This window comes from Rhodococcus sp. NPDC127527, assembly GCF_042672245.1.
In the GTDB taxonomy this organism is placed as follows: domain Bacteria; phylum Actinomycetota; class Actinomycetes; order Mycobacteriales; family Mycobacteriaceae; genus Rhodococcus_G.
In genome coordinates, this window is the sequence record NZ_JBHXVP010000003.1 from 342,477 (window position 1) to 363,928 (window position 21,452).

The 21,452-nt window shown below is 69.5% G+C and carries 21 protein-coding genes; 10 read left to right on the forward strand and 11 right to left on the reverse strand.

All coding sequences use genetic code 11. The features are described 5' to 3' along the window. Positions 1–25: 25 nt before the first annotated feature. Complete coding sequence (locus ACFVH2_RS07495) at positions 26–1,603, reverse strand: FMN-binding glutamate synthase family protein (RefSeq protein WP_378420145.1); 1,578 nt, start codon at positions 1,601–1,603, stop codon at positions 26–28. 93 nt (positions 1,604–1,696) lie between these two features. Then, positions 1,697–2,263, reverse strand: a complete 567-nt coding sequence (locus ACFVH2_RS07500; RefSeq protein WP_378420144.1) for a LysM peptidoglycan-binding domain-containing protein — start codon at positions 2,261–2,263, stop codon at positions 1,697–1,699. A gap of 181 nt (positions 2,264–2,444) precedes the next feature. On the opposite strand from ACFVH2_RS07500, the gene ACFVH2_RS07505 reads away from it, so the two are divergent. From ACFVH2_RS07505 to ychF, 3 genes are all read left to right on the forward strand, one after another. Continuing rightward, positions 2,445–3,023 (forward strand): class I SAM-dependent DNA methyltransferase, encoded by a 579-nt coding sequence (locus tag ACFVH2_RS07505; RefSeq protein WP_378420143.1) that lies wholly within the window; start codon positions 2,445–2,447, stop codon positions 3,021–3,023. Positions 3,024–3,397: 374 nt separating this feature from the next. Further along, entirely contained in the window at positions 3,398–3,640 is a 243-nt protein-coding gene (locus ACFVH2_RS07510) for a hypothetical protein (protein ID WP_378420142.1), read from the forward strand. A gap of 26 nt (positions 3,641–3,666) precedes the next feature. Next, complete coding sequence (gene ychF / locus ACFVH2_RS07515; protein ID WP_378420141.1) at positions 3,667–4,746, forward strand: redox-regulated ATPase YchF; 1,080 nt, start codon at positions 3,667–3,669, stop codon at positions 4,744–4,746. A gap of 18 nt (positions 4,747–4,764) precedes the next feature. On the opposite strand, the gene ACFVH2_RS07520 is transcribed toward ychF, so the two are convergent. Continuing rightward, a complete protein-coding gene (locus ACFVH2_RS07520; protein WP_378420140.1) occupies positions 4,765–5,334 on the reverse strand; it encodes a YdeI family protein in 570 nt (189 codons plus the stop codon). A gap of 156 nt (positions 5,335–5,490) precedes the next feature. Here ACFVH2_RS07520 and ACFVH2_RS07525 point away from each other — a divergent pair, with 156 nt between their 5' ends. The 4 genes from ACFVH2_RS07525 to ACFVH2_RS07540 all read left to right on the forward strand — a co-directional run bounded on the left by ACFVH2_RS07525 (position 5,491) and on the right by ACFVH2_RS07540 (position 9,922). Continuing rightward, entirely contained in the window at positions 5,491–6,153 is a 663-nt protein-coding gene (locus tag ACFVH2_RS07525) for a TetR/AcrR family transcriptional regulator (protein ID WP_378475696.1), read from the forward strand. 27 nt (positions 6,154–6,180) lie between these two features. After that, on the forward strand, positions 6,181–7,275 hold the full coding sequence (locus ACFVH2_RS07530; RefSeq protein ID WP_378420138.1) for an NAD(P)/FAD-dependent oxidoreductase: 1,095 nt from the start codon (positions 6,181–6,183) through the stop codon (positions 7,273–7,275). 43 nt (positions 7,276–7,318) lie between these two features. Then, positions 7,319–8,860: a flavin-containing monooxygenase gene (locus ACFVH2_RS07535; protein WP_378420137.1), complete on the forward strand. Its 1,542-nt coding sequence runs from the start codon at positions 7,319–7,321 to the stop codon at positions 8,858–8,860. A 69-nt stretch (positions 8,861–8,929) separates the two neighbouring features. Next, entirely contained in the window at positions 8,930–9,922 is a 993-nt protein-coding gene (locus tag ACFVH2_RS07540; RefSeq protein ID WP_378420528.1) for a glycoside hydrolase family 43 protein, read from the forward strand. Positions 9,923–10,018: 96 nt separating this feature from the next. Here the strand turns inward: ACFVH2_RS07540 and ACFVH2_RS07545 are convergent, their stop codons facing one another. Continuing rightward, positions 10,019–10,738: a hypothetical protein gene (locus tag ACFVH2_RS07545; protein WP_378420136.1), complete on the reverse strand. Its 720-nt coding sequence runs from the start codon at positions 10,736–10,738 to the stop codon at positions 10,019–10,021. A gap of 467 nt (positions 10,739–11,205) precedes the next feature. After that, positions 11,206–12,750, reverse strand: coding sequence for a hypothetical protein (locus ACFVH2_RS07550; RefSeq protein WP_378420135.1), 1,545 nt, complete (start codon positions 12,748–12,750; stop codon positions 11,206–11,208). Between the two features lie 107 nt (positions 12,751–12,857). On the opposite strand from ACFVH2_RS07550, the gene ACFVH2_RS07555 reads away from it, so the two are divergent. After that, positions 12,858–13,718 carry an IclR family transcriptional regulator gene (locus ACFVH2_RS07555; RefSeq protein WP_378420134.1) on the forward strand — a complete coding sequence of 287 codons (861 nt, stop codon included), beginning with the start codon at positions 12,858–12,860 and terminating at the stop codon, positions 13,716–13,718. Here the strand turns inward: ACFVH2_RS07555 and ACFVH2_RS07560 are convergent. The 4 genes from ACFVH2_RS07560 to ACFVH2_RS07575 form a co-directional block, all read right to left on the reverse strand. After that, complete coding sequence (locus ACFVH2_RS07560; RefSeq protein ID WP_378420133.1) at positions 13,670–13,951, reverse strand: HNH endonuclease; 282 nt, start codon at positions 13,949–13,951, stop codon at positions 13,670–13,672. The genes ACFVH2_RS07555 and ACFVH2_RS07560 overlap by 49 nt on opposite strands. A gap of 21 nt (positions 13,952–13,972) precedes the next feature. Continuing rightward, on the reverse strand, positions 13,973–14,104 hold the full coding sequence (locus ACFVH2_RS07565) for a hypothetical protein (protein ID WP_378475695.1): 132 nt from the start codon (positions 14,102–14,104) through the stop codon (positions 13,973–13,975). Positions 14,105–14,817: 713 nt separating this feature from the next. Next, the gene (locus ACFVH2_RS07570; protein ID WP_378420131.1) at positions 14,818–15,795 is read right to left on the reverse strand and encodes a pseudouridine synthase; all 978 of its coding nucleotides are present in this window, start codon (positions 15,793–15,795) and stop codon (positions 14,818–14,820) included. Between the two features lie 45 nt (positions 15,796–15,840). Continuing rightward, entirely contained in the window at positions 15,841–16,620 is a 780-nt protein-coding gene (locus ACFVH2_RS07575; protein WP_378420130.1) for an alpha/beta fold hydrolase, read from the reverse strand. A gap of 63 nt (positions 16,621–16,683) precedes the next feature. Here ACFVH2_RS07575 and ACFVH2_RS07580 point away from each other — a divergent pair, with 63 nt between their 5' ends. Then, complete coding sequence (locus ACFVH2_RS07580; protein WP_378420129.1) at positions 16,684–18,444, forward strand: GNAT family N-acetyltransferase; 1,761 nt, start codon at positions 16,684–16,686, stop codon at positions 18,442–18,444. 29 nt (positions 18,445–18,473) lie between these two features. Here the strand turns inward: ACFVH2_RS07580 and ACFVH2_RS07585 are convergent, their stop codons facing one another. Then, on the reverse strand, positions 18,474–19,157 hold the full coding sequence (locus ACFVH2_RS07585; RefSeq protein WP_378420128.1) for a TetR/AcrR family transcriptional regulator C-terminal domain-containing protein: 684 nt from the start codon (positions 19,155–19,157) through the stop codon (positions 18,474–18,476). Between the two features lie 137 nt (positions 19,158–19,294). Here ACFVH2_RS07585 and ACFVH2_RS07590 point away from each other — a divergent pair, with 137 nt between their 5' ends. Beyond that, complete coding sequence (locus ACFVH2_RS07590; protein WP_378420526.1) at positions 19,295–20,278, forward strand: NAD(P)-dependent alcohol dehydrogenase; 984 nt, start codon at positions 19,295–19,297, stop codon at positions 20,276–20,278. 28 nt (positions 20,279–20,306) lie between these two features. Here ACFVH2_RS07590 and ACFVH2_RS07595 read toward each other — a convergent pair whose 3' ends face one another. Further along, positions 20,307–21,449 carry a DUF1524 domain-containing protein gene (locus ACFVH2_RS07595; protein ID WP_378420127.1) on the reverse strand — a complete coding sequence of 381 codons (1,143 nt, stop codon included), beginning with the start codon at positions 21,447–21,449 and terminating at the stop codon, positions 20,307–20,309. Positions 21,450–21,452 lie beyond the last annotated feature (3 nt).

Here is a 21,452-nt window from a genome sequence, read left to right on the forward strand (position 1 = left end):
GAATCGGACACGACGGTGGTCGGCGTCAGAACCGGTCGGCGGCGGCGTCGATCCAGTCGCTGCGCCAGCCCTCCGGCGGGTGCTCGAGCAGCTCGCCGACCTGTAGCCACTCGTACAGTTCGGCGTAGGTCCGGGTGGTGTGGGCGTCGACCCGCCGGTTGAGCATGGCCGGACGCAGGTCCGCGAAGCCGTCGAGTCCCATCGACCCCACCAACTCCTTGGCGCTGTCCACCGTCGCGCGCTGGAAGCGATGCACCCGGGCGGACTTGTCCGGCACGTCGAGCGCCCGTGACCGCGCGGGGTCCTGGGTGGCGACGCCGGCGGGGCAGTGGTTGGTGTGGCACGACTGGGCCTGGATGCAGCCGACCGCGAACATCATCGCGCGCGCAGACAGCGTGAAGTCGGCGCCCTGGAGGAGCCGCTTGACGATGTCGCTGCCGCTGGCCACCTTGCCGGACGCGCCGATCTTGATCCGGTCGCGCAGCCCGGTGCCGACCAGAGCGTTGTGCACGAGCATCAGCCCCTCGGTCAACGGCATGCCCATGTGATCCTCGTACTCCGAGGGTGCGGCGCCGGTGCCGCCCTCCGCGCCGTCGACGATGACGAAGTCCGGGGTGACCCCGCGGGCGATCATGGCCTTGCAGATCCCGAGGAACTCGACCCGCGAGCCGACGCACAGCTTGAATCCGACCGGCTTCCCGCCGGAGAGGGTGCGCAACGTGACGATGAAGTCGATCAGGCCGTCGGGGGAGTCGAACGCGCTGTGCGCGGGCGGCGAGACGACCGTCTTCCCGACCGGTACACCGCGGGTCTCGGCGATCTCCCGACTGACCTTCGCGCCGGGGAGCACGCCGCCGTGCCCCGGCTTGGCGCCCTGCGAGAGCTTGATGGAGATCGCCTTGACCTGGTCGTCGACGGCCTTGGCGGCGAACGCGTCCGGGTCGAACCCGCCCGCGGCGGTGCGGCATCCGAAGTAGCCGGACCCGATCTCCCAGATCAGGTCGCCGCCCCGCTTGCGGTCGTACGGGCTGATGCCGCCCTCGCCGGTGTCGTGGGCGAACCCGCCGAGCGCGGCGCCGGCGTTGAGGGCCTCGATCGCGTTGGCGGACAACGAACCGAAGCTCATCGCGGAGACGTTGAGCAGGGCGATGTCGTACGGCTGGGTGCAGTCGGGGCCGCCGAGCCGGACGGTCGGGGTCTCCTCGTCGGGGTGTCGTGCGCGCAGTGAGTGGGTGAAGAACTCGTAGCCCGGCGCGTACACGTCGCGCTCGGTGCCGAACGGTTCGGCATCCTTGATGCCCTTCGCCCGCTCGTAGACGAGATCGCGGGTCTCACGGTCGAACGGCGTTCCATCCGTGGATGATTCGATGAAGTACTGCTGGATCTCCGGGCGGATCTTCTCGAGGACGAACCGCGCGTGCCCGAGGATCGGATAGTTCCGCAGCAGGCTGTGCCGGCGCTGGGTCAGGTCCCGGGTCCCGACCGCCGCGAGCGCGAGCAGGATCAGCGCGAGCACCCACCAGCCGGCGCCGACGCCGATCGCGAGCGCCGTCGCGGCGAGACCCGCCGTCCACACCCCGGCAACGATCAGCCATCGAATCACGTGCATTCCCTTCGACATCGGGCCCTCAGGGCGACCGGGCGACAGCGCGGCGGCCCGGGACGAAGGTCCGAGGCCGCCGCGCTGCCAGGGTGACTACGCCGGGATGGTCAGCACCTGACCGACGTTGATCGCGTCCGGGTTCGGGATCCCGTTCGCGTCGGCGATGCGCTGGAACTGGTTGCCGTCGCCGTAGAAGCGCTGCGCGAGGTCCCAGAGGGTGTCGCCGCTCTCGACCGTGTGGGTCTGCGCCGCGGGGGCCGGCGGTGCCTCGGCGGCGGCGGGCTCGACCGGAGCCGGCTCGGGCTCGGGCGCCGCGGCCGGGGTGTCGGTGACGGTGTCCGTCGACCACACGGCGTTGTCGCCCGCGTACAGCACGACGTTGCGGTCGTCCTGCAGGACCAGGCGCACGCCCGAGTTGCCCGCGGTCTGCGACGCCCAGACGGCGTCGTTGCCCCCGGTGTAGAGGACGAAGTTGCCGTCGTCCTGCAGGTCGGCCTTGGTCACGGACTTGCCGTTGGTCTTGCTCGCCCACACCGCATTTCCGTTCTCGCTCAGGACGAGGTTGCCGTCGTCCTGCAGCGTGAGGGTGTATGCGCCGTTGTCGGACGTGAGCGACTGTCCGGCCGTGAGACCCGATCCCGCCTGCAAGGTGTTCGCCACAGTGATTCCCCTTTCGGAGGTGCATCGTCGATGAAGCGCATGGATGGGTGATTCGCTGGGAGACCTCGCGATTGAAGCCCCCACGACCCCCTGCGAGACATTACGTGGAACTCGTGAACTTGGGTGGAACTCGTGCGGTCCGCCGCGTGGTCGGGCCGAACCTGCGCATAGTCTGAGTGGTGTGACGCGATGGGAACAGGAACGCGGCGAGGCGCAGTCGCGCGAGTACGTGCGGAGATTCGACGAGCTCGCTGCGCAGGGCGTCGACCTGCACGGCGAGGCCCGGATGCTCGACGCGGTGATCGGACGCGGGTCGCGGGTGCTCGACGCGGGCTGTGGCACCGGGCGCGTCGGGGCCGAACTGGCGAGGCGCGGCCACGCGGTGACGGCCGTCGACCTCGACCCGGTGCTGCTCGAGGTGGCGGCGACACAGCCCGGGCTGACCGTCGCGCGCGCCGACCTGTCGGAGCTGGACCTACCCGGGCCCCGGTTCGACGCGATCATCGCCGCCGGCAACGTGATGATCTTTCTCGAGCCGGGCACCGAGCGAGCCGTCCTGCAGGGGTTCGCGGATCACCTGGTTCCCGGCGGCGTGTTCGTCACCGGCTTCGCCACCGACTACCGGTACACCGTCGAAGAGTTCGACGCGGACCTCGCGGCGACAGGCTTCGTGCGGGAGCACCGCTTCGCGACGTGGGACCTGCGGCCGTGGCGCGAGGGCGCGGACTGGGCGGTGACGGTCGCACGCAAGCGAGGGTAGCGGCCGCCTCAGACCCAACAGGCTATGGCGAGTGGCCCGGCGAACGGAATGAAGGCCAAGGGCGAGCAGGTCAGTGCGGCACCCAATGGGCCCTGCTGTGGATTGAGGGCTGCGGGCGAAACGGGTGTGGGGGCCGGCGATGCCGGTCCGGCGGAGGCGATCGCCGGGCCGAACGCGATCATCGGCACCGTGGCCGCAGCTGCTATCGCTGCACGGAGTCGATTTCTGGTCATGGCTTTCCTCCTGGTGGCGGCTGTGGCGCACCGCGCGTTCCGGTGGGCCCTCGGATTGCGCTCTACTTATTGTGAGCGCCAGAACAGGGCATGTCACGGCCGTGGGCTACCCGTTTGTATGCCGTGGTCAGGGGGGGGGGCATGCCCGAGACCGAATTTGCGAGCGCGCCCACGACCGCAGCGGTGCCGTCCCACGGGGCGCCCGCGTACCCGTCCTATCCGCAGCCCGCACAGGGCCCGCAGCCCGTGCAGGCCCCGGCCCCGTACGGCGCTCCGGTTCCGGGCGCGGTGCCCGCGCCGCATCATCGCCGCGATCAACGCCGCGGACAGCGGGTACTGAGCCTCGGTCGGGGAGTTCCGCGGACCGGCGTGACCACACGGTGAGCGCCGGTCCGTAGACTCTGGAGACCGTGAGCCTTACCCTCGGAATCGTCGGACTGCCCAACGTCGGCAAGTCCACCCTCTTCAACGCCCTGACCAACAACGACGTGCTGGCCGCGAACTACCCGTTCGCCACCATCGAGCCCAACGTCGGCCTGGTCGAGCTGCCCGATCCGCGGCTGAACAAGCTCGCCGAGATCTTCGGGTCCGAGCGCATCCTGCCCGCGACGGTGTCCTTCGTCGACATCGCCGGCATCGTCAAGGGCGCCTCCGAGGGCGCTGGCCTGGGCAACAAGTTCCTCGCCAACATCCGCGAGGCCGACGCGATCTGCCAGGTCGTTCGAGTGTTCGCCGACGACGACGTGGTGCACGTCGACGGTCGCGTCGACCCGGCTTCCGACATCGAGATCATCGAGACCGAGCTCGTGATCGCCGACATGCAGACCCTGGAGAAGGCGCTGCCGCGGCTGGAGAAGGAAGCCAAGAAGAACAAGGAGCTCAAGCCGCTGCACGAGGAGGCCGTCAAGGCTCAGGCCTTCCTCGAGGAGGGCAAGACCCTGTTCAGCGTCAAGGACAAGCTGGACTTCGGCCTGCTGCGCGAGCTGCACCTGCTGACCACCAAGCCGTTCCTGTACGTCTTCAACGCCGACGAGGCGGTGCTGACCGACGAGGCGAAGGTCGCCGAGCTGCGCGACTCCGTCGCGCCCGCCGACGCGGTGTTCCTCGACGCGAAGGTCGAGCAGGAGCTGCTCGAGCTCGACGAGGAGGACCGGCAGGAGATGCTCGACTCGATCGGACAGTCCGAGCCGGGCCTGCACGCGCTCGCCCGGACCGGCTTCCACACCCTCGGCCTGCAGACCTACCTGACGGCCGGTCCCAAGGAAGCGCGCGCCTGGACGATCCACAAGGGCGACACCGCCCCGCAGGCCGCCGGCGTCATCCACACCGACTTCGAGCGCGGCTTCATCAAGGCCGAGATCGTGTCCTTCGACGACCTGGTCGCCACCGGGTCGATGAACGCCGCCAAGGCCGCCGGCAAGGTGCGCATGGAGGGCAAGGACTACGTGATGGTCGACGGTGACGTGGTGGAGTTCCGCTTCAACGTGTAAACCCTCGTCAGGGTGAGGTCATGGCCGCTCGTTGCGCGCGGCCTTCTCGACGATGCCGGCGATTCGCTTGGTCTTGGTGGCGGGTTGCTTGGCGAACGCGATCTGGCTGAGCGCGAACTTGCGGACACTCGGCGGCCACGCGTCCCAGTGGGTACGGGCCTGCGGGTCGGCGTCGAGGGCCGCGGCGAGCTCCGGTGACTCCACCAGTGCCTCGGCGTCGTCGAGCAGGGTCCACAGACCACGCTGTTTGGCGTCGTCGATGACAGTCTGTCCGGCTGGCTGCATGCGTCCCTCGGCGAGCAGGTCGGTCACGCGTGCCTTGTTGGACGCGGCCCATGCGCTGTTGCGTCCGCGTCGGGTGAACCACATGCCCCGTCGGTGCTCGTCGATGGTCCGGGTGTGCCCGTCCACCCATCCCCAGCAGAGCGCCTCCCGGACCGCCTGGTCGTAGTCGAGTGGAGTGTTCCCGGACTCCTTGCGCCAGAACACAAGCCAGATGCCGGCGGATTCGGCGTGATTGTCCCGAAGCCACGCGTGCCACTCGTCGAGGGATTCGGGATGCAGGTGTTCGGCATTCGAGTTGGCCATAGGGCAAGGCTAGGCGCTGACGGTCACGCGCCGGCCGGCCTCGGTGCCGGTCGCGCGGTCGAGTCGGTGGATCGGCGTCCGATCCGGACGGCAGCGAGAGCTGTCCAATGGCGAATGCCGCAACTCTTCGGTGAGTTCCCGTGTCCTCTTGACGCGATGTCAGTAAGTAGTTACTTTCACGGTGTGTCGACAAAGGATCGGATCATCGAAACGGCGTTGCGACTGTTCGGGGAGCAGGGCTTCGCGCGGACGTCGGTGGCGCAGATCGAGGCCGAAGCGGGACTGACGGGAGGATCGGGCGCCCTCTACCGGCATTTCCGATCGAAGAACGCACTGTTGGTCGCCGCCGTCGCGAGCCGTCTGGAACAGAAGGAGGAGTGGGCCCAGTACCTCGATCCCGACTTCTCGATCGTTCGGATGCTCGACGCAGTGGCGCCGGACGCAAACATGGCCGACCGCCTGACCCTGCTGTGTGGGATCGGGTTGGCCCGGCTCGAACACAATCGCGATGTCACGCGAATCCTTTTTCGGGACAACACCATCGACAAGGAGGTTCTCGAGACCTTTCGCCGCGAGGAGTATGAGACGTCGATGCCCGTGTTCACTCGCGGGCTGGCTGAACTCTCGGGCGATGCCGACACCGATTGGCGGCCGGTGGCCGCCGTGCTGATCGGTGCCGTCGCGCACTTCTGGATGATCACCGACATCTTCGAGGGCGAGCATCCGGCCGGAGTGGACGCACAACAGTATCTGCGTGCCACCGCAGAACTCGTCGCCGCACGACTGTCCTGGTCGGGCAGTGGAGATGCACATCCTTAATCCGCTTCAAACACAAAGGGGGCAATTGTGAAGATCGTCGTGGTGGGTGCCGGCTATGCGGGAACGATCGCCGCGAACCGGCTCGCGAAGAAGCTCGAGGACGCCGAGATCACGGTGGTCAACCCGCGGTCCGACTTCGTCGAACGGGTGCGACTGCACCAGCAGATCGCCGGAAGCGGTACCGCGGCAACGCCTCTGACCGAGATGCTGCGTGAGGGTGTCGCCGTGCACGTGGGCTCGGTCGACAAGATCGGTGACGGCACCGTGAACCTGGACGACGGCACCGGTATCGGCTTCGATTACCTCGTCGTTGCCGTCGGCAGCACGGTCACGCCGCTGCCTGGCGCGGTCCCGGTCGGCAGCTGGGAAGGCGCGCAGCAAGCACGCGCCGCATTGGCGGACCTGCCCAGCGGCGCCGTCGTCACCGTCGTCGGCGGCGGGCTCACCGGGATCGAGACTGCGACCGAAGTCGCCGAAGCACGCCCGGACCTGCAGGTGCGGATCGTGGGGGAGACGATCGGCGCGACCCTCTCGCCCGGCGCGCAGCGACGGGTGCACGCCGACCTCGAGCGGATGAGCGTTCAAGTCATCGAGGGCGCGGTCAGCGAGGTGCGCACGGCGGACACGGACGGCGGCGGCGCTGTGGTTCTGCGGTCGGGGCAGGCGTTGAACTCCGATCTCACGTTGTGGGCGATCGTCGCGGGTGTACCGGATCTCGTCGCGAGCAGCGGCCTGGAGGTCGATGCCGAAGGCCGTGCGGTGGTCGACGAGCACCTGCGCAGCGTGACGGACTCACGCATCTTCGTCGTCGGCGACTGCGCGGCCGTTCCGGGTGCGCGTTTCGCCTGTGCCACGGCCACCCCGCAAGGCGCGCACGCAGCGGGCACGCTGATCCGGATGGCCAAGGGACGCAAACTCAAGCGGTTCTCCATGGGCTACACCGGGCAAGCGCTGAGCCTCGGGCGACGCAACGGTCTGGTGCAGGCCTGTCGCCGGGACGACACCCCGAGGCGAATCTTCATCGCCGGGCGAGTCGGCGCGGTGAGCAAGGAAGGGATCAACCGCTACGCCAAGTACGGGTCGCGCACCGCCATCTACGCGTGGCTTCCTGGCGCGAAGTGACCAGGCGGCAATGGAACCGGCGGGAATGATCGACCATGAAGTAGTGATCGTGGGCGCGGGGTTCTCCGGTATCGGACTCGGTATCGAGCTACGGAAGGCCGGCCTCACCGACTTCGCGATCCTCGATGCCGCCGACGACGTCGGGGGCGTGTGGCATCACAACAGGTATCCGGGGGTGGCCGTCGACATTCCGTCGACGACCTACTCGTACTCCTTCGAACCGAACCCGTACTGGTCAAGACTGTTCGCGCCCGGCGACGAGCTCGCCGCCTATGCCCGCCATTGCGCAGACAAGTACGACGTCCGCCGCCATGTGCATCCGCTGACGCGCGTCGAGGCCGCCAGATACGACGGTCGGAATCACCGGTGGGTCGTCGAGACGAGCAGGGGGATCCTGACGGCCCGCTTCCTCGTCTCGGCGGTGGGGCCGCTCGATCAGCCGAAGTACCCGGACATCCCCGGCCTCGGCACCTTCGACGGTCCCACCGTCCACACCGCACGCTGGGACCCGCACGTCGCGCTGGCCGGTAAACGAATCGGCGTCATCGGGACCGGTGCATCCTCTCTGCAGCTGATACCGGAAATCGCGCCCGCGGCGGAGCAGCTGACGGTGTTCCAGCGGACACCGATCTGGGTGATTCCGAAACCGAACACCGAAATCTCCCCGCGGATGCGGGAACTGTTCGCACACGCTCCGGTCACCCAGCGGGTGCTGCGCGCCGGCACCTCGCTGCTGGCCGAGTTCGTCATGACCGTGGGCGTCGCGTACCACACGCGGGCACCACTGTTTGTTCGCAGCATGGAGCGAATGTGTCTGCGGCAGTTACGCAAGCAAGTGGTGGACCCCGAGGTACGCGCGAAGCTGACGCCGGCGTACGCACTCGGCTGCAAACGCCCGTCCTTCTCCAACACATACCTGCCGGCCTTCAACCGCGACAACGTGGAGCTGGTCACCGAACGGATCCTTCGGGTCACCCCGGAGGGCATCGTCACCGCCGTGGCGGACACCGCTGCGGGCACGGTGACCGAGACTCACCGTGAGCTCGATGTCCTGGTGCTGGCAACGGGGTTCAAGACCATGCAGCTCGGGGTGGTTCCGCCCTTCCCTGTCCGCGGCACCGCCGGCGTCGATGCCGGGCAATGGTGGGATGAGCACGGCTACCAGACCTACGAGGGCATCTCCACGCCCCTGCTACCGAACTTTTGGCTCATGAACGGGCCCTGGTCGGCGGCGGGGCCGTCCTGGTTCAGCGTGATCGAGTCCGGGAGCCGCCACATCGCGCGGTGCCTGATGGAGGCTCGCCGACGCGGCGCAACCCAAGTCGTCGTAAGGCAATCGGCGCACGATGCCTACATGCGGAGCATGCGCGTGAAAGTGCGCCACACCGCGTTCGCGCAGCCCAGCTGCATCAACTCGAACAGCTACTACTTCGATCGCCACGGCGAAGCCCCCTTCGTTCGCCCCGTCTCGGGGCGCGGCCTCCGCCGTGCCAGCCGCACATTCGACCTCGACCACTACGAATACAACCGATCCGGGCCCGCGAGCTCGACTGCCGGTCGATACACCGGCGCCACCCGTCGGTAACGATCCGCCGCGCCTACGGCCAAAATTGCGCATCGCGCGCCTGTTGTCGTCGATACTGCACCAGTGCTGATGACCAAACGAAACGGCTTTTCCGCCATATCGATGGTGATTCTCGCTGTCACGGGCATGCTGATCGCGACCCCGGGGAGCAGTGGCGCCGCGCCGCCCGACTGGCGATACACGATGGTGGCGTTCAGCAACGCCAGCGACCGCGACATGGATGTGTACGAGTCGGGGGACGCCACTCACTTCCAACCGGTCCGGCTGTCGGCGTATCGGCCGCCGTCGGGGGTGGTGCGCGACCCGAGCATCTTCAGGCACACGGACGGGTCCTATTACGTGACCTACACGACCTCCGACGGTGCGAACATCGGCTTCGCGCGCAGCAGCGACCGCATCAACTGGACGCCCCTGGGGAACTGGCCGGTCCCGTTCTGCTGCGCCTTCCTGCCGGGCACGGGAGACGGCACCGGATCGGCGAGCCCGCCGGGCTTCTCGGGCTCGGCCGGGTTCAAGGACGGACCGTCGCTGTCGCCGTTCACCACGAAGGCCTGGGCGCCCGAATGGTTCGTGGACGGCGACCGCGTCAACGTCATCCTGTCGATGTCGACCGGGGGAGGATTCGTGCCGTATCTGATGACGGCGCTGGACCCGTCCCTCAGGTTGTGGAGCCCGCCCGTTCCGCTCGCCGGGATCGGCGCGGACCACATCGACACCACCGTGGTCAAGGTGGGTTCGACCTATCACGCGTTCACCAAGAACGAGACGAAGAAGGTCATCGAGCATGCCGTCGCGCCGTCGCTGACGGGACCCTATTCCTTCGTCCCGCCTGGGAATTGGGGTTCGCTGGTGGAGGGACCGGCCGTTGTCCAGTTGCCGAACGGCACCTGGCGGATGTACTTCGACGCCTACACCGAAGGAAAGTACTTCTACTCCGACAGCACGGATGGGCTGAATACGTGGTCGCCCCGGCAAGAGCTTCCGGGCCTTTCCGGGACGGTGCGCCATGTCGGCGTGATGAGAGAGCCGGTTTCTCCACCGCTGGCAAACGCCCAGAGCTGAGTCCGGTCTCAACGTCTGACCAGTGCGAGGGCGGGCCGACAACCGGGCCCCGGCGCCGCAGAGCGCGGGACGCCGGGGCCGGAGCTTCGGGTGCTGCTAGCTGCCGTTCTCCAGGACGCGGGTGATGGTGTCGCCGAGGACATCGGACACCGAGCCGGTGGAGCTGAGCTGGCCCTCGGAGGAGCCCAGGCCCGCCATGTCCAGGCTGCCGGTGGTGGCCTCACCCGGGTTGGGGATGCGGACGGTGAAGCAGGCGGTCAGGTTGGGCATCTCGTTGGAGACACCGACGGTGCCGGCCACGCCGGTGCCGCCGCTGGTGACCTGCGAGCCGATCGTCGCGTTGCCCGGAACCTTGTAGGTCATCTTCAGGGTGACCGGGTTTCCGGAGTTGACGAACCAGCCGGTGCTGGTGACCTTCCAGCCTGTGCCGTTCTTGGTCGGGGTCACATCCGTGGAGACCTGCCCCTGGGCGAAGTGGTAGGCGGTGACGGTGGCCTTGACCGGCGCGCCGAAGCCGGCGGGCGGGATGTCGTTGATGGTGTTGACGTACGGGTTGCCGATACCGGTGGTCGACACGACAGTGGTGTAGGTCACCTCGGTGCCGCCGGCCGCATCTGCGGCCGAGACCGTCTTCGAGTAGTTGTGTGTGACGCCCCAGGTGCTGATGTCCTTCTTGCTGTCCTGGCTGCTCTGGTTGCAGGTGCCGGCCGCGCCGGCCGTGCCCGCGCCGAGGCCGACACCGACGGTCACGCCGGCCACGACGAGGGCACCGGAGGCGGCGGCCGCAGCAACGCGGGCCATCGAGGATCGGGACATGCATATCTCCGTTCGATCAAGTGCAGGCCCGGCGGTCGGGCGTGCGGAAGTACTCGCTGTCCGGCGGGCCAGACTGTTCACATGTCTTGGCCTCCAGCCAGTCTCACCGCGGCCTCACGCACCGCGGTACGGAAGCGTTGCAGCCGGGGGTTCGTGGGGGAGACGGCCGCGACACGGGTCGCAGCCTCACGTACGCGTCTCCCGTATCTGTCCGGCGGCATGCCGAACCTGAGGAAGATCTCCTCGACGGGGGGACCTCCGAACGGTGCCCAGACGGTGGCGAAGTCGAGGAGCTCGTGGTCCTCCCGGTTCGCCCCGGTCCGCATCTCGTTCGCGGACTCCGGGACGGGCGGAAAGGTCTGCCGCGGCCCGGACGGCCTTGTGGCGTCCGGACCGCCGCTCGATTGGGTCAACCGGTGCTCTCCTGCTGAGGTGGCGGGTTGCCTCCGCCGGCCGATTGGTGCGAGCTATCCGCGTGAGACCCGCACAATGCCGTTGAGCGTGCCCTGCAGGTAGTCGCCCTCGGCGGTGATCAGGCCGGACATCTGGATGGTGTCGTTGAGGGTGCTGGCGGGCAGGTCCGCGGTGCCGCGGACCGCGCCGGTGGTGGGGTCGATCGCGGCGTAGGCGAAGCCGTCCAGCGCTCCGCCGGTGCCCTTGCGCAGCACCGTGTACAGGGTGCCGTCGGCGGTGGACAGGTGCGGCACCGCCGAGCTCTTGACGTCGGTGTCCCACACCACGGTGCAGCCGCCGAGTCCGACGTCGACCCGGGTCATGCCGCCGGCGAAGGGGGCGGAGGCGGGTACCGACGGGCCCGCGTTCTCGGGGACCGCGGGGTAGGGGTAGCCGTAGGTGCCGGCGACGAAGACGCTGGATCCAGCTCCGATGGGCGAGTTCTCGCTGCCGGGGCCGCCCTTGGCCAGTACCGGGGTGTGGCAGAGCTGCTGGCCGTCGGAGACCCGGTACACGAGCAGGGAGACCTGGGTGTCGGCGCTGTCGACGATGGTGACGTACTCGTGTCCGGTGCCGGGTCCGAAGTAGGTGGGGGTGGATCCGGTGCCCCAGCTGAGCTGGCCGGGTTTGCGGGCGCTGCCGCGGTCGTAGGCGGCGCGCCAGTCGACGTGCGGGGTGCCGTCCGGTCCGGTCGACAGTTGGTAGAGCGCGTGGGTGGTGGCGACGGAGGTGCCGTTCGGGGAGGTGGAGATGCTGTTCTCGACGCGTTCGCCCGCGGGCAGATCCACGGTGCGGGCATGGCCGGTGGTGTCGACGACGCCGACGCGTCCGGCGCCGGTGGCGAACCACACGTTGCCGGTCCAGTCGGGGGCGAGGCCGGTGACGCTGTCGTCGGTGGTGATGGCGCCGGTGAGGTCGACGGACTCGTCGACGGTCAGCGACCATTTTCCGCCGTTGTTGTGGTGGCCGACTCGGACCAGGTGGCGGTTGCCGTCGACGGCGACCAGTCGGTCGTTGTTGTCGAGGTAGGCGTACACGCCGCCGAGGAGGCTGCCCTTGGGGAGTTGGAGTTCGGCGAGGGAGGTTCCGGCGTCGCGGCCGCCGGTCGAACCGGCCGCGATCGAACCGAGGTCGGCGGATCCGAGTCCGCCGGTGGAGCCGGAGGCGGGGCGGTCGATCAGGTGCACCGTCGGGTTGCGTCCGATCATGGTGGTGCACAACGCGACCACCATCGAGTCGGAGCCCTGGAGCAGGGTGGGGCAGGCGGAGGCGAGGGTGGTGGCGCCGACGTTCAGCCCTCCGGTGCCGGGTCCCGCCAAGGGTGTCGCGTCGGAGGAGCCGGCGTCGCCGTGCATGGTGGAGGTGCCGTTCGGGCCGAGGAACGGGTTCGGCGGTGCCAGTGGGCCCCAGGTCGGCTGGGCGGCGGCCAGGCCGCTGCCCAGGACGAAGGAAATCGCTACCGCGCTCGCGGCGACACCGGCCCGTACGGGTTTGCGCGAGGCGTCCCTGGGGCGGCGGGTGCCGACGTCGTCGGGATCGGTGGTCATGGTCACGGTCATGCGCGCTCCCCATCTCTGTGATACGAATATTCGCATCAAGTAATGCATATATCCGAACTGTGATGAGGGTAGGAGTAACATTGGCGCCTGGCAAGAGCGAATCGTCGGTGTCGTCGCCCCCGACCGACCGGGTCGTGTCGATCATCGAGCTGCTGTCCGCGCGCAGCACGCCGGTGACGTCGGCGGACCTCGCGGACGCGCTCGGTCTGAGCAGGTCCACCACCGGTTCGATCCTTGGCACCCTGCAGCAGCGAGGATGGGTCTCGCGCCTGCCCGACCTGCGCTACGAGATCGGACCCGGACTTGCTTCGATCGCCGGGCGTGCGCGCAGCGCTCTCGATCTGCCCGACGACGCGTCGGCGCACCTCGAAGCCCTCGCGTCGCGCGTTCGGTGCGGCGCCGCGCTCGGCCTGGTCGACGGAACCGAACTCATCTTCGTCGCGATGACGGACGGGCTCGGACACATTCCGGCGGGTATCGACGTGGGCGTCAGGCTGCCGTTGCAGGCGCCGGGCGGAGCCTCCGTCGTGGCGTTCTCCGATCCTGCGGCACAACGACGATGGCTCGACACCGCGCCCCCGGACCGCCGGGAGCAGTACGCGGATCTCCTGAAGCAGGTCGCCGCAACCGGCGTCGCGGTCTGGGGTGCCGATGCTGCCGACCTCGATCGCATCGACGTGCTGGCACAGGTGGTGACCCACCTGGCTGCCAACGCCGCCAACCAGCGATTGCGCGAACAGGTGCAGGCCCTCATCGGCGACACCAGTGGGTACCCGTACACGGTGGATGCTCTCGGGTCCCGCGAGTCACTGCCGATCAGCTATCTGACCACCCCGGTGTTCGACGCTTCGGGCACGCCGCGGTGGGAGTTGCAGATCGGCCCACTGCGGTCAGCGGTCACCCCGGACGAACGGCGCACCTATGTCGACGAGTTGACTGCCACGGCAAAGGCCATGTCGCAGCCGTGACTGCGGTCACGCAACCGCCGGCCTCGGTGCGGGCGGCGCGCGAGGCTGTGGTGGATGTGCCCGGTGGGAGTGGTGATCCGGACGAGATGTCTGCCGTCCGGGGAGTCGATTGCCTCGGCGTCCCATCCCGGCGCCTGTTTGGCGTAGTTGCACGCCTCGCACAGCCCCTGACCGTTCTCCAGGGTGGTCGGTCCGCCGTCGGCGGCGGAATGGACGTGGTCGATGTGCCGCACGGGTGCATCGCACCAGGGTGTTCAGCAGACGGGGTCGCGGAGCCGGATCAACTCGGCCAGGGAAGCGGGGAACATTCGGGTGTTCCGGTCCAAGGCGACCACCGCGCCGTTGTCCGGCCGCGTGTACACCTGGCGAAGTTCGGCGACACCCACCGCCGAACAGCGTGCGATCGGACACCGTCAGGTGCACCCGAACCGGTGTCGCCGGCCCAAGGGTGTCCTCGGTCGATCCGGCGACGATGCGGGCGACGAGGGTGTCCGCCAGCTTGTCCGCCTCGTACGCCATCTGGCGTGCGCTGGCGACCGCTACCTTGTCGCTCATCTTCTCGAGTCGTTCGGGATCGGCAGCGAGCTTCCGGTCAACCTCGGCTCGGTCTTCGATTGAGAGGCAGGCGGTTTCACGTGCGATCTGGGTGGCGCGCCACTCGGTGATCCACCCTCCACGCAGCGCACCGAGGGTGTGCGGAAGTTCGGAAGTGAGCGCGGTGGCCAGGCCGAGGTGGATGCCGCCGCGGTGCGGGGACTCACGGCGGGCCAACGCGATCTGCGAGGCGATTCCCCGATCCCGACGCTCGCGTGCCACTCCCGCATCGGCGGCCGCGCGGCGTTGTTGCGCCGCGAAATCGGAGGTGACCTGAGCCTGCAGGCCGGCCGCGGCGCAGGTGAGTCGTTGGAGGGCGCGGAGCAGATCGATGCGCTCGGGTTGTTCGTCGGGGCCGTGTGCGTCGGCAAGTCGGCGGATCCACCGATCCAACGCTGCGGTCGTCACGGCCTCGCCCTCCGCCCTCGGTTCGCTCATGTGTTCGATTGTATTGAGCACCACCGACAAACTATCGGTGGTTTCGAGGATCCCTCGCGGCGTCCGCTCAGTGCCCCGATGCGGGCGCCTCGCCCAACGTACGGCGGGTGACGAACCGCCGCGGCGTCCCCGACAGCGGATCGGTGAATTCCAGTTCCCGCGCGAGCAATTGGAGGGGGAGGGAATGATCGTCCGGCGCCTCGGGCAGCAGGTCGGGGTATCGCCGGTCGCCCAGGATTCCGACGCCGAGCGCCGCCAGATGCACCCGCAACTGGTGCATCCGACCGGTGCGCGGGCGCAGGACGGTGTGCAGCACAGCACGTCCGGACGTGCTGACACCGGTCCCGCGCACCTCGACCGCCGTCTCGGCGTTGGGCTCACGGTCGTCGTCGGCGACGACCCGCAGCTCACCGCGTCGAGCCGCGATGTGGTTGCGGTAGACGAGCGGAACGGCGCGCCCGGCGAGCGCCGGTGCGGCCGGGTCCCACCCGGACGGTCGCGCCGACACCGCCTCGTAGACCTTCACGACCCGCCGCTTCTCGAACAACGACTGGTACGCGCCGCGCGTCGCGGGACGGGCCGAGAACATCACCAGGCCCGCGGTCCCGCGGTCGAGTCGATGGATCGGCGCCAGGTCCGGGTTGCCCAGGCGGACCCGCAATCGGACGAGCGCCGACTCGCGCAGGTAACGCCCGCTCGGGGTGGTCGGCAGGAAGTGCGGCTTGTCGATCACCACGAGGTCGTCGTCGACGTGCAGGATCTCCTCGTGGAACGGCACCGGGTCTTCAATCGGCAGATCGCGGTAGTACCAGACGAACGGGTGCGCACCCAGTGCCGCGGCGCGACCGATCGGACGCCCGTCGGCGCCGACGATCTCGCCGGCGTCGAACCGCCGGTACAGGTCGTCGGAGTCCATGTGGTCGAACCTCGCGACCACGTAGTCGGCGATCGTCGCCCACGGCCCGGACGTCGGCACGCGCAGCCGCGTCGGCCCGACCCCGTCCTTGACGGGCAGCGGTGAGGGCATCGGCACGCGCGCCATCATCCCACCGGGTACCGGCTCGGCCGCGCCGCGGTCCGCGACGAGGCGCTATCCGTGCCGCGCCACGTCCTCGCACAGGATGCCGGGCCAGCGGGCGAGATCGGCCGGCGTGTGCGCCACCTCCAGCGTGGCACTGGGCAGCAGGTCCACCAGAGCCTCGGCGGTGGACACCGGATGGGCGGGGTCGTCGATCCAGGCCAGCACGGTGGTCGGAACGCCGATCGCGGCGATCTCGTCCGGTGCGGGCAGGTCGCTCAGCGCAGCCCCGCGGAACAGCGACGGCAGCAGTCGCTCGGCGACGTCCGGCACGGTCTCGGGCGCCCGGACGGTCGCCGGGGGGCGGGACACGGCGAGATCGGCGCCGAGGAACGCGTCGAGCCCCTGCTCCTCGATCATCGCGGCATTGCGCCGGTAGTCGCCGGCCTTCGCGGCGCGGGTGCGCCACGCGGTCGCCGGCACCATCAGGGTGAGGCCGGCGAACCGGCCGGGATCGCGCACGGCCGCGTGCAGCAGCGTTCCCGTGCCCATCGACGGGCCGACGCCGTGCACCCGCTCCCCGGGGAACCAGTGGTCGAGCAACCTCAGCAGATCGTCGGCCAGGACCGGCCAACGGTAGTCCTCGGGGACCGCGCGCCCGGTCGAGCGGCCGTGCCCGCGCGCGTCGTACCGCAACAGCCGGGTGCCGCTGAGCCCGCGTCCGAGGTCGAGATCCATCACGCGGTCGCGATGGCGGCTGGAGGTGAGGCCGTGGAGCTGGACGACTGGGTGGCCACCCTCGTCGCTCAGTTCCACGTCGAGTTCGGCGCCAGGGACACTGAAGGTCGACATGGCGGCTCCTGCGTGATTGAAAGGCGAGGTGGCGGTCGCTGGGGAAGCGCCTAGGCTACCGCCATGCGGCTGACCAACGTCGCGCACCTGCGCCTGCCCTTCGGTCGGCTGCTGGGCTACGACGTGTCTGTAGGCCGGCCGGGCCGATCGCTTCCCGTCTCCTTCGACCAACGACGCCACGTCGGTGCGGGAGACCGTGCCGGGTCCTGGATGGCGTTGTCCTTCAGGTTGTCCGAGCCGGTGCCGGCCGACGAGCTCGCGGCCGCGTGGCTGTCGGTGATCGCTCGGCACGGCACGCTGCGGTCGGTGTTCGTGCCTGGCGAGGACGGCGAGCCGCGGCTGCACGAGGTCGAGATCCTCCCCGGCGACTGGGCCGAGCACTCGATCGCACCCGGGCAGGCCGTGAACGACGCGCTACGGGAGGTGCTCGACCGCGCGTGTTCGCCGTACAGTCGTCCGTCGCACCGGCTGTGCGTGCTCGAGACCGCGGTGGGCCCGACGGTCGTCGTCGCCGCGGACCATTCGCACGTCGACATGTGGTCGATGCTGGTGATCGCCCGCGACCTGCTTGCCGCGCTGGCCGCGGTGCAGGAGGGTCGAGCGCCGTCGCTGCCGCCCGCACCCGCCTTCGCCGAGCACACCCGCGCGCTGCGGGACCGCCCGGCCGCACCCGACGATGTTCGCCGCCGCTGGACCGCGGTGCTGGCCGCCGGCGGCGATGTGATGCCGCGCTTCCCGCTGTCGCTGGGCGCGGCGACGCTGCAGCAGGAACGGGTCGAGGTGCGCGACGTGCTCGATGTCGACGGCAGCGCGGCGTTCTCGGCGCAGGCCCGCGACGAGGGCGTCTCGACCCTGGCGCTGGTGGTGTCGGCGATGACCGACGTGACCCGCGAGCTGGCCGGTACCCCGCTGCGGGCGGTGTTTCCGGTGCACAGTCGATACGACGCCACCTGGCACGACTCCGTCGGCTGGTTCATCACCAACTCGGTGCTGGAATCGACCGACCCCGATCCCCGCGCCAGCGCGGAGGCGGTCAAGGAGGCCGTCCGGATGGGGTCCTGGCCACTGGAGGACGTGCTGCGTCCGTGGGGCGGGATGCCCGAGGCGCCAGGGATGTTCGCGATCTCGTGGCTGGACCTGCGCCGGCTGCCGGTCCGGGTCGACGCGACCGGTCTGGAGGCGCAGTACGTCGGCGCAACGATCCGGACCGACGGCGTGATGCTGTGGTTCATCCTCGACGAGTCCGGGTTGCACCTTCGCTGTCGCTACCCCGACACCCCCGAGGCCCGGCGGCATGTCGGCACCTGGCTGGACACGCTCGTCGCGCACCTGCAGTCACGGGCATCGGTCGGTGGGCGGCTCCGAGTCGGCGACAGGATCTATCGGGTGCAGCGTGCCGGCCGTGCCGACGTTTCTGCGCTTGTCGCCCTGCTGTCCGACGACGAGATCGGCCGCCTCCGAGAGGGCGCCGAGATCGCACGGTACGAGGAGGCGTACGACGCCGTCGCCCGGGACTCCTCGCACTACCTGGCCGTGGTCCGCGACGAGGACGACCGGATCGTCGGCACCATGCAGCTCACCATCGTCCCCGGGTTGTCCCGCGGCGGCACCACCCGCCTTCAGATCGAGGGGGTTCGGGTGGCGGCCTCCGAACGTTCCCTCGGCGTCGGAACCGCAATGCTCGAGTGGGCGCACGACCACGGGCGACACCGCGGAGCGACACTCGCGCAGGTCACCACCGACCGGGACCGGGAGCGGGCGCTGGCGTTCTACGCGCGGCTCGGATACGACAACAGCCAGGTCGGGCTCAAGCGGGCACTGTGACGCGGTCCGGCCGCAGCTGCTCGGACGAGTTAGGGTGCCAGGTCCTGCGATCGGCGGGCCCGGTCGAGGCCGTCGAGTATCAGGTCCAGCCCGAACTCGAACTCGGCGCCGTAGTCGTAGCCGGGCTCGAGTACATGCTGGACTGTCAGCTCGGTCAGGTGGGGGTACTCGTCGGAGGTGGACTGCGAGAGGATCGTCTGTGCGACCTCCGCGGTCTCGTCCGCGGTGTCGAACGGCAGGCTCGTCTCCTGAAGCGCGAACCCGTAGACGTAGCTGTCGATGACGGAGAACGCGTGGGCGGCCATGGCGATCGAGAAGCCCGCTCCCCGAAGGGTTCCGATCACGGCATCGTGGTGACGCAGGGTCGCGGGCCCGGGATTGGTCCGCGAGCTCATCAGCTCGGTGGCCCAGGGGTGGCGCGACAGGACCTCGCGGGCCGAGGAGGCCCGGCGGAACATGGCGTCCCTCCAGCCGGCGCCGTCGTGGGGGAGTTCGATCTCGCCGAAGGCGCTGTCGACCATTCCGTCCCGTAGGTCCTCCTTGTTGGCCACGTGGTTGTACACCGACATGGCCTCGACGCCGAGTTCGCCGCCGAGCTTGCGCATGGTGACCGAGTCGATCCCCGTCGAATCGGCGATCGCGACGGCCGCGCTCACGACCTGGGCCCGGTCCAGGCGGGCCCGGGGTGCCGGTGCGCCGGACGGTCTCGCCATCGGTTTCCACTCCCGTTCCGCCCCGAGTCTTGACGGGACTTACAAAGTAAGTGTCATACTTACGACGTAAGTCTAGCCGGTGGGTGGCAGCGACCTGCGGGCGGATCCGGGCAGACGGACGACGGGCCGTGGCGGAGATGACAACGATGAAGGCGATCGTCCAGGACCGGTACGGCGAAGCCGGCGAGGTCCTGCGGCTCGAGGAGATCGACCGGCCCGAGGTCGGCGACGACGAGGTGCTCGTCAGGGTTCGGGCAGCGGGCGTGGACCGCGGGCTCTGGCACATAATGACCGGGCTTCCCTATCCGATTCGCCTCGCGGGCTACGGGTTTCGCGCACCGCGGACCCGCGTGCGGGGACGAGAGACGGCGGGCGTCGTCGAGGCGGTCGGCAGTCAGGTGACTCGATGGCGAACCGGGGACGAGGTCTTCGGAATCGCCGAAGGCTGCCTTGCCGAGTACGTCAGCGTCGGCGACGGCGTGCTCGCACCCAAGCCGGCGAACCTCACCTTCGAGCAGGCTGCGGCCGTTCCCATCTCCGCGCTCACCGCACTTCAGGGTGTTCGTGACCACGGGCGGGTGAAGTCCGGTCAGAGGGTGCTGGTCATCGGCGCCTCGGGCGGTGTCGGAACATTCGCCGTGCAGATCGCCAAGGCGTTCGGGGCGGAGGTCACGGGCGTGTGCAGCACGGCGAAGCTGGACGTGGTCCGTTCGATCGGAGCGGACCACGTCGTCGACTACCAGGTCCGTGACATCGACGAGTCGTCCACGCGGTACGACGTCATCCTGGATACCGGTGGCCATCGTTCGCTCGCACAGTTGCGGCGGGCGCTGGCGCCGCGGGGGACCCTGGTCATCGTGGGTTCCGAGACGAGCGGTCGGTGGCTCGGCGGTACCGACCGCCAGATCCGCGCACTCCTGTTGTCGCCGTTCATCCGTCAGAACCTGCGCACGTACGTCAGCTCGGAGAATGCGGACGACCTCGCCGTTCTCGCCGAGCTGATCGAGGCGGGTCGGGTCGTCCCGGTCGTCGACCGGACCTTCCCGCTCGCAGACGCCGCCGCGGCGGTCACCTACCTCAGCGACGGGCACGCCCGCGGGAAGACGGTCGTGACGGTGTGACCGTCGACGCCCCGACCGCTGCCGCGGCTCACTCGCAGGCGACCCCGTCGCCGTCGCGGTCCAGCTTCCGGCTGTACCCGGGCTGCCCCGCGTAGATCGGCGCCGCGCCCGCGGCCCGCACCGCGCTGCAATTCGCGTACGACACGCCCGCGCCCGGCTGCGGCACGGGTGCCGGCGCAGGTGCAGGTGCAGGTGCAGGCGGTGGAACAACCGCGGCCGGTGCGGGAGCGGTCGCCGGTGGGGCGACGAACGGAACCGGTGCAGGTGCGGGCGCCACCGTCGTGACCTGCTGCCGCTCGACCGTGGGATCCGCGGCGGGAACGACCCTCGCCGGCGCTGCCCCGCACGTCTCGAGCACCCGCGCCATCGCGTCCCGTTCCGCGGCGGTGACCCACAGGCCGTACGCCGCCTTCACCTCGATCTGCCGGGCGACGTACGTGCAGCGGTACTCCTTGTTCGGCGGCAGCCAGGTCGCCGCGTCGCCGTCGCCCTTGCTCTGGTTGGTCGGACCGTCGACGGCCTGCAGGTTGCGAGGATCGTTCGCGAAGTTGCGCCGGGTCTGCTCGTCGAGTTGCTGTGCACCCTTCTGCCACGAATCCGACAGCGCCACCATGTGATCGATCTCCACCGCGTTCGACGTGCCGGACCCGCGGGTGAAGGCGATGGTGGTGCCGGTGTAGCTGTCGGCGAGGGTGCCCGTCAGGACGGTGCAGCCGTTCGAGCCTGGTTTGAGCGCGACGGCGGAGAGGTCGCGTCGCAGGATGTCGTTGCGGGTGTCGCAGCCGTTGTGGCCGCCCGCGACGGTGACGTCGTCGGACCAGGCCTGCCCGAACAGGGCACGGTCGTAGCCGGTCTTCGGGGCTCGGCCCTTGACCGGCAGGGTGTCCAGTTGTGCCAGCGCGGTGTTCGCGGCGTCGGGTCCGGTGGCGGACAACGCGACCGCGGCGACGGTCGGCGTGGCGGCGGTGGTCGTCGTGGTGGTGGTCCGCGACGTCGGTGCCGCCGCGGACGACGTCGCCGGGGCGCTGGTGGTCGGGGACGGCGCCGCCGCGTCCGGTGCGCGGCATCCGGCCAGACTCACGACTACCAGCAACCCTGCCGCGCCGACGGCCCAGGCGGTGTCCCTGCGTACGAGCCGGGCGCTGACGGGGGTGGCGATCCTGGAGGGCACGGC

Coding starts and splice junctions, on each gene's coding strand:
- ACFVH2_RS07510 (WP_378420142.1), top strand. CDS start 3,398: ATGCCCGAGACCGAATTTGCGAGCGCGCCCACGACCGCAGCGGTGCCG.
- ACFVH2_RS07520 (WP_378420140.1), bottom strand. CDS start 5,334: ATGGCCAACTCGAATGCCGAACACCTGCATCCCGAATCCCTCGACGAG.
- ACFVH2_RS07525 (WP_378475696.1), top strand. CDS start 5,491: ATGTCAGTAAGTAGTTACTTTCACGGTGTGTCGACAAAGGATCGGATC.
- ACFVH2_RS07540 (WP_378420528.1), top strand. CDS start 8,930: ATGACCAAACGAAACGGCTTTTCCGCCATATCGATGGTGATTCTCGCT.
- ACFVH2_RS07545 (WP_378420136.1), bottom strand. CDS start 10,738: ATGTCCCGATCCTCGATGGCCCGCGTTGCTGCGGCCGCCGCCTCCGGT.
- ACFVH2_RS07550 (WP_378420135.1), bottom strand. CDS start 12,750: ATGACCGTGACCATGACCACCGATCCCGACGACGTCGGCACCCGCCGC.
- ACFVH2_RS07570 (WP_378420131.1), bottom strand. CDS start 15,795: ATGATGGCGCGCGTGCCGATGCCCTCACCGCTGCCCGTCAAGGACGGG.
- ACFVH2_RS07575 (WP_378420130.1), bottom strand. CDS start 16,620: ATGTCGACCTTCAGTGTCCCTGGCGCCGAACTCGACGTGGAACTGAGC.
- ACFVH2_RS07580 (WP_378420129.1), top strand. CDS start 16,684: ATGCGGCTGACCAACGTCGCGCACCTGCGCCTGCCCTTCGGTCGGCTG.
- ACFVH2_RS07585 (WP_378420128.1), bottom strand. CDS start 19,157: ATGGCGAGACCGTCCGGCGCACCGGCACCCCGGGCCCGCCTGGACCGG.
- ACFVH2_RS07590 (WP_378420526.1), top strand. CDS start 19,295: ATGACAACGATGAAGGCGATCGTCCAGGACCGGTACGGCGAAGCCGGC.